7 protein-coding genes and 1 pseudogene are annotated in these 14,958 nt (G+C 66.4%); 3 read left to right on the forward strand and 5 right to left on the reverse strand.

Going from position 1 to position 14,958, the window contains the following annotated elements; translation table 11 throughout:
- Window positions 1–111: 111 nt before the first annotated feature.
- Window positions 112–756: a maleylpyruvate isomerase N-terminal domain-containing protein gene (locus MED01_RS31345; RefSeq protein WP_238672069.1), complete on the reverse strand. Its 645-nt coding sequence runs from the start codon at window positions 754–756 to the stop codon at window positions 112–114.
- A 221-nt stretch (window positions 757–977) separates the two neighbouring features.
- Window positions 978–2,417, reverse strand: a complete 1,440-nt coding sequence (locus MED01_RS31350) for a glycosyltransferase family 4 protein (RefSeq protein WP_238672070.1) — start codon at window positions 2,415–2,417, stop codon at window positions 978–980.
- 316 nt (window positions 2,418–2,733) lie between these two features.
- On the opposite strand from MED01_RS31350, the gene glgX reads away from it, so the two are divergent.
- Genes glgX through treZ form a run of 3 tightly spaced genes read left to right on the forward strand, consistent with a single transcriptional unit; the run spans window position 2,734 to window position 8,880 of the window.
- Window positions 2,734–4,851, forward strand: coding sequence for a glycogen debranching protein GlgX (gene glgX / locus MED01_RS31355; RefSeq protein ID WP_238672071.1), 2,118 nt, complete (start codon window positions 2,734–2,736; stop codon window positions 4,849–4,851).
- Between the two features lies 1 nt (window position 4,852).
- Window positions 4,853–7,159 (forward strand): malto-oligosyltrehalose synthase, encoded by a 2,307-nt coding sequence (gene treY, locus MED01_RS31360; protein WP_238672072.1) that lies wholly within the window; start codon window positions 4,853–4,855, stop codon window positions 7,157–7,159.
- Window positions 7,156–8,880 (forward strand): malto-oligosyltrehalose trehalohydrolase, encoded by a 1,725-nt coding sequence (gene treZ / locus MED01_RS31365; protein WP_238672073.1) that lies wholly within the window; start codon window positions 7,156–7,158, stop codon window positions 8,878–8,880. The genes treY and treZ overlap by 4 nt, the downstream gene beginning before the upstream one ends.
- Before the next feature lie 22 nt (window positions 8,881–8,902).
- On the opposite strand, the pseudogene MED01_RS36410 reads toward treZ, so the two are convergent.
- From MED01_RS36410 to MED01_RS31380, 3 genes and pseudogenes are all read right to left on the reverse strand, one after another.
- Window positions 8,903–9,206, reverse strand: a pseudogene (locus MED01_RS36410) (IS5/IS1182 family transposase); the annotation flags it as partial.
- Between the two features lie 675 nt (window positions 9,207–9,881).
- Window positions 9,882–13,424, reverse strand: coding sequence for a hypothetical protein (locus MED01_RS31375; protein ID WP_238672074.1), 3,543 nt, complete (start codon window positions 13,422–13,424; stop codon window positions 9,882–9,884).
- Window positions 13,425–13,870: 446 nt separating this feature from the next.
- Entirely contained in the window at window positions 13,871–14,755 is an 885-nt protein-coding gene (locus MED01_RS31380) for a hypothetical protein (protein WP_238672075.1), read from the reverse strand.
- Between the last annotated feature and the right edge of the window lie 203 nt (window positions 14,756–14,958).

Here is a 14,958-nt window from a genome sequence, read left to right on the forward strand (position 1 = left end):
CAGGACACCCCAACTTTCAGGAAGCCGAGTCGATCATGGGCGGGGTGACCCCGAGGGCGGGCCCCGAGCCCTGGGCGTCGGGTGGCGGGTGGTCGGCGGCGGGGCGGGCGGTCAGAAGGCGGAGATGTTCCGGGCTCGCTCGCTGCGACTCAGCGCGCTGATCAACGCGGACTGGCCGTTGCGGCGCACGGCCAGGCGGACCAGCAGGTCGCGTACGGGGTCGAAGACGTCCGCCGGGAACTCCGGCGTGGGCACGCCGACGCTCACCGTGAGGTCGTCGGAGTGGACCACGATCTCCAGTTGACGGGTGAGCAGGAACTCGCTGCGCGGAAGGGCCCAGCCCTGCCACGGGATCGGCACGACGTCACGAGCGGCACCCCGGGAGAGCAGGTCGCCGACCTCCTCCAGCGCCTGGGCGGAACGCACGTGCAGGTCAGCCGGCCCGCGTGCGGCGTCGGCCTCGTCGGGGCCGGAGGCGACAGTGTCCTTGTCCGGGGACCCCTCGGACACCCAGGCGGCCCGCTCGTAATGGTTGTCGGCCGACTCCAACACCGGCAGGTCGGTCGGCATCGGCAGCAGCTCCGCCGCACGGACCGCCTGCCGCCCCAGGTGGCACGCCAGGCCACCAATGGACAGGTGTGGCAGGGCGCTCGGGCTTGACCACTGGTCAATCACCTCGGGGCGTCGGATCAGGTCCAGCGCGATCGAGGCGGCGATCGGGAAGGTGGCATCCAGGGCGTCGACACTGCGAGACATCCGCACATTCTGGCAGGCCCCACCGACCGGCGCCGGGCTGCGCGTCCCGGCCCGACGGCCCGACACCGAGCCGCGCGACACCGAGCCGCCCACCCGGCGTGGAGCTCGCGGCGCGCTCCCCACGACGTGATCGACTCGGCTTTCCGGAAGTCGCGGGGTCCCGAGCACCGGGACACCCCGACTTCAAGAAAGCCGAGTCGATCAGCCGCACACCGCGAGGGTCAGCGCAGGCCGGCGGCGGCGAGCAGGTTGCCCTCGGGGAGCGCCGGGAGAGCCCGACCCTGCGACATCCGCTGCTCGGCGCGCTCGGCGGTGAACGCGGCGTCGTGGTGGATGGCGGCGGCGTAGCTGGCGGCGGTGCGTTGGGCGATGGCGGCCCAGCCGTACTGGTCGTGGACCATCCGGCGGGCGCGGCGGGCCATCACGCGGGAGCGGTCGGCGTCCGACAGCAGCGCGTCCACGGCGTCGGTGAGGCTGTCCGGGTCGTCCGGCCGGAAGGTCATTCCGGTGACGCCCGGTTCGACGATCTCGCCGAGGCCACCGGTGGCGGCGACGGCGAGCGGAGCGCCGGCCGCCGCGCCTTCCAGGGCGACCATGCCGAACGGCTCGTAGATGCTCGGCACGGCGAAGCAGTCTGACGCGGCCATCAGCGCCGGCAGGTCGTTGCCGCCCAGGAAGCCCGGCATGCTGACCATCCCGCCCAGACCACGGCGGTGCACCTCGGCTTCCAGTTCGGCGCGGTACGGGCCGTCGCCGGCGATCACGGCGCGCAGCCCGGGGTGCCGCTCGCGCAGCCGGGGCAGTGCGGCGATCAGGTGCTGCACGCCCTTCTCGTACACCAGGCGGCCGGCGAAGGTGACCAGCGGGCCGTTCCCGGCGAAGCGGGCGCGGGCGGCGGCCACGGCACGGGCGGGCACCCGCCAGCGGTGCGGCTCCACGCCGTTGGCGACCACGTCGACCCGTCCGGCCGGTACGCCGAAGAGCGCGTTCACCTCGTCGCGCATGTACCCGGAGCAGACGATCACCCGGTTGGATTCGCTGCTGAGCCAGTGCTCGACGCCGTGGATGGTGCGGTTCATCTCCTCCGGTAGCCAGCCCTGGTGCCGGCCGGCCTCGGTGGCGTGGATCGTGCTGACCAGCGGGATGTCCAGGTGGTCGCGCAACGTCATCGCGGTGTGCGCGACGAGCCAGTCGTGGGCGTGGATGACGTCGTAGGAGCCGGCCTGGGTGGCGCGCAGGGCAGTGCGGGTGAGGGTGTGGTTGAAGGCCATGGTCCAGGCCAGCAGCGAGCCGGTGGCGAGGGGGAAGGTCACCGGGTCTTCGGGGGCGCGCAGGATGCGTACGCCGTCGGCGTACTCCTCCAGGGGTGCGCCGTCGCTGTGGCGGGTGACGACTGTGACCTCGTGGCCGGCGGCGGCGAGGGCCACCGACAACGCGTGCACGTGTCGGCCGAGGCCGCCGACGAGCACCGGCGGGTACTCCCAGGACAGCATGAGGATGCGGCGGGTCTGCGGGGGAGTGCCGGGGCCGGACTGCGCCGGCACTGGCGTGCCGGGCTGCGCGGTGGGACCGGCCTGCGCGGGAGGCCGGGAGATCACTGTGGGCCGGTGGGCCCGGTCCTTGGTGGCAGCGAACTGCTCGTCGACCCGCAGGGTCGTCACATCAATCTCCGTCCATGCATGGTGGTACGCGCCGGCGTCAGTGGCGGCGGAGCGAGAGGTGTAAGGGGTGGCCGAGGGCCTGGCGGGACGCGCGCGGACGCTTGCCCCCAAACAAGGAAAGTCCATCGGGGCCAAGAACGCACCTCGAAAAGGGTCATCGTGACGGAGGACACCTGAGTGGTGTAGCGCGCATCAGACGGGTGGTTTCCGCCCACCGCCTGAAAGGATGGATTGGCGCGTCCGGGCCGGGGGCACTACCTGCGTGCGCGCGGGCGATCTCGGCCGGTGCGCACATAACCATGGTCTAAGGAGCGACATGCAGGTCTGGCCGGGCGAGCGGTACCCCCTGGGCGCCACCTACGACGGGATGGGCACCAACTTCGCCATCTTCTCCGAGGTGGCCGAGCGGATCGAGCTGTGCCTCTTCGACGAGTGGGACACCGGCGCGGAGCGCCGCGTCGAGCTGCGCGAGGTGGACGCCTACGTGTGGCACGCGTACCTGCCGGGCATCGAGCCGGGCCAGCGCTACGGCTACCGGGTGTACGGCCCGTACGACCCGGCGAACGGGTTGCGCTGCAACCCGCACAAGCTGCTGATCGACCCGTACGCCAAGGCCATTGACGGTGACGTCCACTGGGACCCGGCGGTCTACGACTATGACCTGAACGAGCCGGAGCGGATGTCGGAGACCGACTCGGCGCCGTTCATGCCGAAGTCCGTGGTGGTCAACCCGTACTTCGACTGGGGCAACGACAAGCCACCGCGCACCCCTTACCACCATTCGGTGATCTACGAGGCGCACGTGCGTGGGCTGACCATGCGGCACCCGGACATCCCGGAGGAGCTGCGCGGCACGTACGCGGCCATCGCCTCCCCGCCGATGATCGACTATCTGACCCGGCTCGGGGTGACGGCGATCGAGCTGATGCCGGTGCACCAGTTCATCCACGACAACCGCCTCGTCGACCTGGGGCTGCGCAACTACTGGGGTTACAACACCATCGGCTTCTTCGCCCCGCACCACGGCTACTCCGCGCTGGGCCGGACCGGCCAGCAGGTGCAGGAGTTCCGGGGCATGGTGAAGGCGCTGCACGCGGCCGGCATCGAGGTCATCCTCGACGTGGTCTACAACCACACCGCCGAGGGCAACCACCTCGGCCCGACGCTGAGCTTCAAGGGCGTGGACGCCCCGAGCTACTACCGGCTCAGCGAGGAGGACCGGCGCTACTTCGTCGACTACACCGGCACCGGCAACAGCCTCAACGTGCGCAGCCCGCACTCACTGCAACTGATCATGGATTCGCTGCGGTACTGGGTGACCGAGATGCACGTCGACGGCTTCCGGTTCGACCTGGCCGCCACCCTGGCCCGCGAGTTCTACGAGGTGGACAGGCTCTCCACCTTCTTCGAGGTGGTGCAGCAGGACCCGGTGGTCAGCCGGGTGAAGCTCATCGCCGAGCCGTGGGACGTCGGCCCCGGCGGCTACCAGGTGGGCAACTTCCCGCCGCTGTGGACGGAGTGGAACGGCAAGTACCGCGACACGGTGCGGGACTTCTGGCGCGGTGAGCCGGCCACCCTCGCCGAGTTCGCGTCCCGCATCTCCGGTTCCGCCGACCTCTACCAGGACGACGGCCGCCGACCGTTCCACAGCATCAACTTCGTCACTGTGCACGACGGGTTCACCCTCAACGATCTGGTGTCCTACAACGACAAGCACAACGAGGCCAACGGCGAGGAAAATCGCGACGGGGAGAGTCACAACCGGTCCTGGAACTGCGGGGTCGAGGGCGACACCGACGACGAGGCGGTCCTCGCCCTGCGGGCCAAGCAGCGGCGCAACTTCCTGGCCACACTGATGCTGTCGCAGGGCGTGCCGATGATCGGTCACGGTGACGAGCTGGGCCGCACCCAGCACGGCAACAACAACGTCTACTGCCAGGACAGCGAGCTGGCCTGGGTCGACTGGGACAACGTCGACGAGCATCTGCTGGAGTTCGTGCAGACGCTCACCGCGTTCCGCAAACGCCACCAGGTGTTCCGGCGTCGCCGGTTCTTCACCGGTCTGCCGGTGAACGGGCGCGGCATCGACGAGCCGCTGCCCGACCTGGCCTGGCACACCCCGGACGGGCGGGAGATGACCGGCGAGGACTGGGGCAACGACTTCGGCCGCTCGGTGGCGCTCTTCGTCAACGGCGAGGGCATCCGCGAACGCGGCCAGTACGGGCAGAAGCACCACGACGCGTCGTTCCTGCTCTGCTTCAACGCCCACGACGCGCCGCTGGACTTCACCATGCCCGGCAGCGAGTACGGCCAGAAGTGGGAACGGGTGATCAGCACCGCCGAACCCGAGCCTGGCGATGCCACGGTGATCAGCGCGGGCGGCACCATCCGGGTGCCGGACCGGTCCCTCGTCGTGTTGGAGAGGACGATCTGACATGCCGGCCACCCCTCCCACTTCCACCTACCGCATCCAGGTCCGCCCCGGCTTCGACCTGGACGCCACCGCCGCGGTCGTCGACTACCTGGACGACCTCGGCGTCACCCACCTCTACACCGCCCCACTGCTGACCGCCACGCCCGGCTCCCAGCACGGCTACGACGTGGTCGACCACCGGGCCGTCAACCCGGAGCTGGGCGGGGAGGCCGCCCGGCAGCGGCTGCTGCGCGCGCTACGCGACAGGCAGCTCGGCCTGGTCGTCGACATCGTGCCCAACCACGCCGGAGTCGCCGTCCCGGCCGCCAACCCCGCCTGGTGGGACGTGCTGCGCCGGGGGCGCGACTCGACGTACGCCGACTGGTTCGACATCGACTGGGACCGGGGCCGGCTGCTGCTGCCGGTGCTGGCCGACGACGAGGCAGCCCTCGACGACCTCAAGCTTGTCGACGGGGAGCTGCGCTACCACGAGCACCGCTTCCCGATCGCCGACGGCACCGGCGATGGCACCGCCGCCGAGGTGCACGACCGGCAGCACTACGAGCTGGTCTCCTGGCGGCGCGGTGACGCCGAGCTGACGTACCGCCGGTTCTTCGCCATCGCGGGCCTGGCGGGTCTGCGCGTGGAGGACCCGGCGGTCTTCGCCGCCACCCACGAGCTGATCCTGCGCTGGGCCGCCGCCGGGGAGGTCGACGGCATCCGCGTCGACCACCCGGACGGCCTGCGCGACCCGGCCGGCTACCTGGCCCGGTTGCGGGCCGCCGCGCCCGACGCCTGGCTCGTGGTGGAGAAGATCCTTGAGTACGGCGAGGAGCTGCCGGACTGGCCGGTGGACGGCACCACCGGTTACGACGCCCTGGCCATGGCCGGCGGGCTCTTCATCGACATCGACGCCGAGGGCGACTTCACGGTGCTGGACACCCAGCTTGCCGGCCGGCGTACCTCCTGGGAGAACCTGACCCACACCACCAAGCTGGCCGCCGCCACCCAACTGCTCGCCGCCGAGCTGACCCGGCTGGCCGCCCTCGTCCCCGAGGTGCCCACCGAGCAGGCCCGCGCGGCGCTCGCCGAGCTGGCCGCCGCGTTCGACGTCTACCGGGGCTACCCGCCGCACGGAGCCCGGCACCTCGCCGCCGCCCGCTCCGAGGCCGGCCGCCGCCGCCCCGACCTGGCCGCCGCCCTGGACGCGATCACCCGACGGCTGCGCAACCCCGACGACGAGTTGGGCATGCGGTTCCCCCAGCTCACCGGCGCGGTGATGGCCAAGGGCGTGGAGGACACCGCGTTCTACCGCTGGACCCGGTTCGTGGCGCTCAACGAGGTCGGCGACAGCCCCACCCGCTTCGGGGTGCCACCGGCGGAGTTCCACCGCTTCGCCGCCGCCCAACAGGTCCGTTGGCCGGCCAGCATGACCACCCTCTCCACCCACGACACCAAACGCGGCGAGGACGTCCGCGCCCGGCTCGCCGTGCTCAGCGAGCTGCCGGGCCGGTGGGCCGAGCAGGTCAAGACCTGGATGGAGTACGCCCCGCTGCCCGACCCAGCGTTCGCCCACCTGCTCTGGCAGACCGCCGTCGGCGCGTGGCCGATCGAACGGGAACGGCTGCACGCGTACGTCGAGAAGGCCGCCCGGGAGGCCGGGGCCTCGACCAGTTGGGCGGACCCCGACCCGGTCTTCGAGCAGGCGCTGCACGACGTGGTCGACCTGATGTACGACGACCCGAGCCTGCACGACGAGCTGACCGAACTCGCCGCCGCCATCGCCCCGGCCGGCTGGTGCAACTCCCTCGGGCAGAAGCTCATCCAGCTCACCATGCCCGGGGTGCCGGACACCTACCAGGGCACCGAGCTGTGGGACAACTCCCTGGTCGACCCGGACAACCGCCGCCCTGTCGACTTCGACGTACGCCGAGAGTTGCTGGCACGCATCGACGGCGGCTGGCGTCCCCCGATCGACACCGACGGAGCGGCGAAGCTGCTCGTCGTGTCGCGGACACTGCGGCTGCGGCGGGCGCACCCGGAGCTGTTCACCACCTACCGGCCGGTCCCGGCGCAGGGGCCGGTGAGCCGGCACGCGGTGGCCTTCGACCGGGGCGGGGTGATCGTCGTGGCGACCCGACTTCCGCTGGGCCTGGCACGTGTCGGCGGGTGGTGCGACACAGCCCTGTCACTTCCCGTTCACGAGATGAAGGACCTGTTCACCGGCCGGGTCTACAGTGGCGGAGAGACGCCGCTGGACAATCTTCTGGCCGATTACCCCGTCGCTCTGCTGGCTCCTCCCACCGCTGCCGAGGAGGCCGTTTCATGACCGAATTCTCCGTCTGGGCACCGGACGCCACCCGGGTGCGGCTGCGCCTGGCCGGCGACACCGACCACGAGATGCGCGCCGCCGACGACGGCTGGTGGCGGGTCGAGGTGCCCGACGCCGGCCTCGACTACTCCTTTCTGCTGAACGACGACGAATCCCCACTGCCCGACCCCCGGTCACCGTGGCAGCCTGCGGGAGTGCACGGGCCGAGCCGCCGCTACGACCATTCCGCGTTCCAGTGGACCGATTCCTCGTGGACGGGCCGGCAGTTGCCCGGCAGCATCCTCTACGAGCTGCACATCGGCACCTTCACCCCGGACGGCACCTTCGACGCGGCCATCGACCGCCTCGACCACCTGGTGTCGCTGGGCGTCGACCTGATCGAACTGCTCCCGGTCAACGCCTTCAACGGCGAACACAACTGGGGGTACGACGGCGTCTGCTGGTACGCCCCGCACGAGCCCTACGGCGGCCCCGACGGCCTGAAACGGTTCGTCGACGCCGCCCACGCGCGCGGGATGGGGGTGATCCTCGACGTTGTCTACAACCATTTCGGGCCCTCCGGGGCCTACGCGCCGCAGTTCGGGCCCTACCTCGCCGAGCAGAGCAACAGCTGGGGCCGCTCGGTCAACCTGGACGGCCCGCACTCCGACGAGGTACGCCGCTACATCATCGACAGCGTCCTCATGTGGCTGCGCGACTACCACGTCGACGGACTACGCCTGGACGCCGTGCACGCCCTTCACGACTCGCGGGCCGTCCCCATCTTGGAAGAGCTGGCGGTCTCCGTCGAGTCGCTGTCGACGCACCTGGGGCGGCCGTTGTCGCTGATCGCCGAGTCGGACCTCAACGACCCCCGGCTGATCACGCCTCGGGAGGCGGGCGGCTTCGGGCTGCACGCCCAGTGGAACGACGACGCCCACCACGCGCTGCACACATTGCTGACGGGGGAGCGGCAGGGGTACTACGGCGACTTCGGCTCTCTGGAGACGCTGTCGGACGTGCTGACGGGTGGGTTCTTCCACGCGGGGACCTGGTCGAGCTTCCGTAACCGGCACCACGGGCGGCCCTTGGACTCGCGGGTGCCTGGGCATCGCCTTGTCGCTTACCTCCAGAACCACGATCAGATCGGGAACCGGGCCACCGGGGATCGGATCTCTGTTTCGTTGTCGCCCTCACTGCTGCGTGTTGGAGCTGTGCTGCTGCTGACGGCGCCGTTCACTCCGATGCTGTTCATGGGGGAGGAGTGGGCGGCCTCCACGCCCTGGCAGTTCTTCACGTCGCACCCGGAGCCGGAGTTGGCTTCCGCGGTGCGGACCGGGCGGCGGCGGGAGTTCGCCTCGCACGGGTGGCCAGAAGGGGAAGTGCCGGACCCGCAGGACCCGGAGACGTTCGTACGGTCCCGGTTGGACTGGGCTGAGCTGGACAAGCCTGAGCATGCCTCGATGTTGTCGTTCTACCGGCGACTGATCGCCCTGCGTCGGTCGTCTTCGGACCTGTCCGATCCACGGATGCACGAGGTGTCGGTGCAGCACGGGGACCAGTTCCTGGTGATGCGGCGGGGGGACACGCTTGTGGTGGCGAACTTCGCCGGGCGGGGGCAGGGGGTGTCGCTGCCTGGGGTGGCGCGGCGGGTGCTGCTGGCTACGGGGGAGGGGGTCACGGTGATGCGGGACCGGATCGAGCTTCCGGCGGAGACTGCGGCGATCGTGGCGCTGTGACGTGATGTCAAGTGAGCCTTTTTCATCCTCGGTCAGGGCGGGTCTTCGACGGATAAAGGACGAGGATGGCCTGCACGATCGGGGTCGCCGCAGCCTGGTCAGGACTCCAGTTTTTGAGGGTGGCGTTGGTACGTTCGCAATGGCACGGATTCGGGCGTGAGGGCTGTTGGCCTTCCCCGCCAGCGAGAGAGTTTCGGTCGGTAGCGGTGGCGTTTGAACGGGGTTCGAATGCTGCCGGCGGCGTCCTGGTTGGCTTTGTCGGCGGAAGTCATCACATTCGCGTTGGTCAGTGCGTAGATGATGGCGTGGGTGCGGGGCTGGCTCAGTGAGAATGCCTGCGGGTTGCGGCAGATTAGCGCGTGCATAACATTTATGCAACCAACGACAGCCCTTCCGTGCAACACGCCCGTGAGAACTTTGTTACCCGCGGCGACGAACTCGCTCTCTCGCCCGGCCCCGCCAAACTGGGACCGGCTGCACCAGCACAACTTGTGACTGTTCCCTTCTGGACGTGCTGAGGATCGAAATTTTTTCTATGATTAGACGAAGTGGCCAGGAGGTTGACATTTGCGCCATATCTCGCCGGTATCCAGCGAATTCCGTGACCGCCCAATGAAAAACCCTCCCCACCGGGGAGAAGAGGTTGATTGAAGAGGGCCAGTATTTTAGACCTCAAAGGAAGAATTGGCATGAGACGTGAGCGCTCCTGCAGCGGAAGGTGGCTTGGGGCAAATAACCGAACTGGCCGCGATTTCTCCCCGTCGACGGTGACGGCGATTCGGCGATTCGCTCTGCGGCTTGTTCTTGATTGCGGACGAACATGGGTTGTGGCGTAACACTCGTGACGTGCCATGGGGGCGAAGGGCTGGTGGTGGCCCTGCTGTGGCTCGGTGAGTAGGCCACCATCGGCAAGACCCGTGCAGCGTCGCGATTGACCGTGGCGCTGGCGGTGCACGGATCGCGGCATGACGATGCCCGTTCTGCAAGATCATGGGGGAAGGTCACTCAGCAACATCCGCGATGGTCGCCGCCCCACCAAGAACGGCTTTGACCTCGGCTTCCAGTCGAAGGTGCCCCTTCGCGCCGAGGCTGTTCATAAACGCCTCTGCCGCTGACCCTAGAGAATCGTCTCCAGACGTCATAGCGTTCGCAATTACCATTGGAACCGCATTTCGTGTGGGGTCGTAGGACGCCATGCCGCCCTCGTCGCGACCGTCTAGGAGAAGTTTGAGCACAGCGAAAGCAGTTGCCGGGTCGACCGTAGAGGCTTGTGCCAAATTTTTCCCGATCATGTACCGCTCCGTCGCAATTGCCGGCTCCAGCTCTAATGCATCCCTCAGCCGCGGCAGCCACCATTGGACCGGAAACTTGTTGCCCTTGGCGATCCAGTAAAAGCCCTTCAGTTCTTCATGGTCCTCCGGATGATCCCTGACGTGCTGGAAACGCTCGTCCCAAAGGTCCCCGAATCGATCGCGGATTTCTTCGTCAACGTGGCTTGCATGGTAGAAGGATGAAGCGATAGCGCCGAGTGCGTCGCCACGGATTTTGGCGTCGACGGTCGCGAAGAAAGCGTGGACGACGGGATCGTCGGCCGTCTTGTGGCCGTATATCAGTGAATCGACGGCCCATTCGCCGATCCGCTGGATGGGGCTGGATCTAGTACGCCATCCACAGATGAGCGCATCGCCGAGGTCAATCGCAGCAATCATCGGGCCGTTTAGTAGGTCATACAAATCGCGGTGGTAGTAGTGCGTGGTAAGAGCCGTTGTCAAACCGATCTGCTGCTGAACGGATAGGTTATGTTCGGAGCCGAAGAACGCCTCGAGGTGGCCCTTCAGCCACTCCGAAGAGTGAGTAAGGATGCGGCCGGTCTTTTCGCCGAGTACCGCGCGGCCGGCGCCGTGTCTATCATCTCGCGCGAGCTCTCGCTCGATCGCTGCCATCGCGGCCGGCTTCCAGGGGGCCTGCTTCGCCCGGGTGGCCAGGTAGATTAACGCCCGTAGTCGGTTAGGCCATTGCCAGTTGAGCGACATGGTGAGTGGGTCCCAGCTGTTCTCGCCCACCTCATAAGCGTTGTACTCCGCCCAAGCTTCGTCATCCTTGGCGTCTTCGATCAGCAGCTTCGCAAACTGAACCATTGATTGGTCTGAAATCGACACACTGTCGCGTTCTTTGACAATTTCCTCCAATAGTCCAACTGCTGCGTTCTTCGCCCCACGGAAGTCTTTGTCGTCATCCATTGTGCCCCCCTCAACAGGGAAGGGTGACTCGTTCCCGTGCTCTAGAACGTCGCGGATCAACGCGGCAACCTCTGACCAATCGAGTTCCATGTCCGCCTTGAGGGCCGCCTCCCATCCCCGAAGGATGGCGCGCAGGTAGGTCGGCCGGAGTTTCTCGATGAGACCTGTGACTCCAGCTATGGCGCGCGGGTTTGTGGTCAAGAGTCCGGCAAGCTCTCGTCCTTGACCCTCATGAGAGGGCTCAGGTCCCCAGCCGTCCCCCGTGTCGTGCCAGCTTGCAAGGTGAGCGACAAGCTCGGTAGGACTCATTGTCGCCATCTCGTCTTGGGTGCAGTACGGATTAGGGCCGGTCCAGCCCGTGACCATGCCCGAGGGAGTGCGCGCCCCCTCGACCATGCCGTTACGCGCATCCAACTCGGCCAGCTCGGTGCGCAGCCCGGGAGGAAGAGCATCAGCGCCAAGGGCAGACAGCCAGCGATGTTTATTGCGGTCAGCGCGCTCCTGGACTTGAGCCTCGGCCTCTTCGGCGGGCGTTTCGGGATCGACGAAGCGTTCACGCATCCACTTCAGATCTTCTGCGTGCGCGTAGGCAATAAAATTGTTGATGACGTTCAAAGCTGCTGAGTCGATCTTCGCAACCGATTGTCCAAGCTCGGCGTACTCGACCCGCAGATTGTCGTCGTCGGACGCCTCGTCTCCGAGTAACCGTTCGGCAACACCAAGCAGGTACCGTGCGTCGGCGCCTGTATCGATGCGCTGACGGATCGCCTCGGCAACAGCGAACATGGCTATCTTGCGGAGTAGCTGGACGCGGGAGCGGAGGAGCGCCTTGACAGTCTCCTCCGGATCCTTTAATACGGCTGGTATCGCCAGGTCTCTGACCGCGTCGACTAGGGCGTGCTCAGGACTTGGGTAGGAACTGTCGCGTGCCCGAATCGACGGTCGAATCATACCGCTGAAGTCGTGCTCGTCTCCGTCGTGGCCGGATAACTTCTCGAAGCTGGCGAGCCAGCCGGCAACTGCCTTGAGTGCGTCCGCACCGAGTGCTGGGACCAATCGTGGCAACTCCTCCTGGTACCAGTAGTCGTCCATCGCTAGAACTGGCGTTCGCCTAAAGGGGCCGTCAGAGACAGAGGGTCTCGGTGCGAAGAGGTTGTTCGCCAACCAGCGACCCGCCTTATTCTCGCCGCCGTCAAGAAGCGTGATCGCAAACGACACAAGTTCACTCGGGTCCGTTCGCCACCCGAATCCTTGGCGCGTCGCCGCCCACGCTTGAAGGAGCGCTTTGAGGCGGGCTCCCTCCGCAGCGGGAATCCTCGAACCGATTTCAAAGACCGCGCGTCGCACCCACGTATTGTTGCTGTTGGTGAGGGCACGTAGAACATCGACCACGTCGGTCGGCACCTCTGGTGCCACCCGGGCTAGGTATGCTATCTCGGGCCAGTAGACGTCACGGACATACCCGTCGTCGGTGTTCTCTGGCTCAGGTGGATTCGCGAACGCATGAGCTTCGAACAACGGCCGTACCCAGTGAGGATTATTTAGGCCTTCGTAGAAAACCCTCCGCAGTTGGAGCGTCGGTATCTTCAGGAGTACTGCTTGGACGTCGGCTTTGCTCGGCTTCTTGTACCACGCGTTGTCATTGCCGACCTCCTCAAGGGCATTTATCTCGGCCAGTAAATCGTCTATTGAATGGCGAAGCGTAAAGAAGGCGGTGATGACGGTGTCGAAGAGCTCATCAAAAACTGCTACATGGTCACGTAGAAGGTCATCGGAGGGAAGATCCGACAGCTTAGGTTCGTCATCCTGAAGGTGGGCCCATCTTACGAAAAAGTCGCGGGACTCCACCCAGCGCTTGACGACGAGGTGCTCACTGTTGCCGTCGTCCGTGAGCAAAGAGGCGACGTCGTCTCGACTGCGCCGCTTCTCTTGCACTGCCGTCTTGATGAGCTTATCGAAGATCTCTGCAACGGCGCGTGGAACGGGGATGGACTCGCCGTCGGCGTCAAGAGCCAAGCCCGGAAACCTCGCCAGCATGTCCGGTAGTTCCTGGACCTGCTTCCCGGTCGGCGGTTTGATTCGAGGGCTCGCCGTGGTCCCCATTGCGCCCAGCACCCGGTTCATGACTTCGCGCACCGAATGACAGATGTGCGAGATCCGCGTTCGCTCGTCGCCGACCTCGGCTGGCGTCGTGAGCAGGAGCAAGGCTGCCCGATACATACTGGCGATGTCAGAACGTCTCTCCGCTAGCGCGGCGTAGATTCGCTGCTGTCGATCGTCAATTGATGCGATATCGGGAACCACTGGCGTGTCACTCCCTTTAGCTGCGAGGTCTGAAGGTGGCCGTAAACATTCGAATACTTGCGCCGAACGTTTCATTTGGCATCACCCGTACCCGGTTTGAAGACCAGGTGAACATACGTTGCTTCGGTTCGCTGTGACCATTAGTTGCGGAGAAGCGCGATGCGGGCAGAACGTTTTTGGCGTCGGAGGTGGTACCGCGCTGTTGCGGAATACGTGGTCGATGAAGGTCCTAGTCGCTCCGCTTTGGAATTGTGAGTTCCCATCGACGATGATGGCCTCGAGTCCGGAAGGGCGCTGGGCATCGACGAAGGTGCGCCGCTCCTCGTTGATCTGAGCGAAAGCGGAGACGTTGTCAGAAATTCCAAGATTACCTCCTTTTGTGGCGCAACGTCGGACTGAGTCGGTTGCGGAGTTGGAGCGCGATTCGCAGGAAATTTTGCACCAGCTCAGCGGGGAGTTCTGTCGCAGAGAAGTGCATCGCCACGAGCCAACGGGCCAGCTACATCCCGCTCATTGGGCAGCTCGGGACAGATGAGTCTGATATTGGCCGCGAGGAGAGCTCCGACAACGCGATCCGCCAGCGCACGACGCTCGGTTTCCTCGTCGTGTCCATCCGAGCTCATCGACAGCCAGAGCCTATTGTCACTGCCCACGGTCAACTTTGGGAACGGCGACGCTTCGTCCGTCGAGATGCCCTCTGTGGTCAGCGCAGTCTTGGCATCGGCACCTAGGTTGACTGCATTGCGGTGGGCGACTGAGCGGGCAGCCGCATACACGGCATCCGCGAGTCGAGCCATAGCGCTGGCAACCGTAGTTACCGTGATGGTGTACGGGCCGAGAGAGATGGTCTCGGTGGCGGGGTCATATGCAAAGCCCCAGAACTCGCTGGCGACCTCACGGGCTGACGCGCCGCTGGCGATGCGCCGCTTCTGCGGGCCGTGGCCAGCCCCGAGCGCCCACGCCTCGAAGTGCATCAGAGAGTTTCGCACCTCGGTCAACCCTGGCAGGGCTCGCTCGTACCGTTGCTTTGCCTGCCTAAGAGCGTTCAGAGCCTGATCGAGCCCGAGTTCCTGCAGCCGGCCGTCTACGAGCGAGGCAGCGGCAAGAAGCTGCCGGAGAGCAAGGATGAGCTGGCGAGCGTCGATCTGACGCGAACTGAACCACGAGATGCGGTGGTCGTCAGAATCGTGCATACGGAACAGAGCAAGCTCTGCAGCACGCTCCCACCACTGAATTTCCGAGACCGCGATGGCCTCTGGATGGTCTGCGGGCGACCAGTCGACAACCGGATTCGTCACGGTCGACATTATCCTAGTATCCACCTTCGACATGCCACCCGAAATTCTGTATGGGAAGGTGGCTTGTGCGGCGATCCCCGGTCATCGGCAAGTCCGGAAGCCATGCGGGTGCCCTATTCAGGCACTCATCCGCCCCGTCCAGGTCACCAAGCGACCGCGGCGAGCTCCGATGCTGCGGTTTGCAAAGTGCCGGTGAGCGGGGCTGCGCTTCTCGGGCAGTCGGCGTCATCGTCTGG

Origin of the sequence: Micromonospora alfalfae (assembly GCF_022230925.1) — a bacterium.
GTDB lineage: Bacteria > Actinomycetota > Actinomycetes > Mycobacteriales > Micromonosporaceae > Micromonospora > Micromonospora alfalfae.

Bases quoted from the DNA above. Each gene is read 5' to 3' on its own strand.
- treY (WP_238672072.1), top strand. From the start codon at position 4,853: ATGCCGGCCACCCCTCCCACTTCCACCTACCGCATCCAGGTCCGCCCC.
- treZ (WP_238672073.1), top strand. From the start codon at position 7,156: ATGACCGAATTCTCCGTCTGGGCACCGGACGCCACCCGGGTGCGGCTG.
- glgX (WP_238672071.1), top strand. From the start codon at position 2,734: ATGCAGGTCTGGCCGGGCGAGCGGTACCCCCTGGGCGCCACCTACGAC.
- MED01_RS31345 (WP_238672069.1), bottom strand. From the start codon at position 756: ATGTCTCGCAGTGTCGACGCCCTGGATGCCACCTTCCCGATCGCCGCC.
- MED01_RS31380 (WP_238672075.1), bottom strand. From the start codon at position 14,755: ATGTCGAAGGTGGATACTAGGATAATGTCGACCGTGACGAATCCGGTT.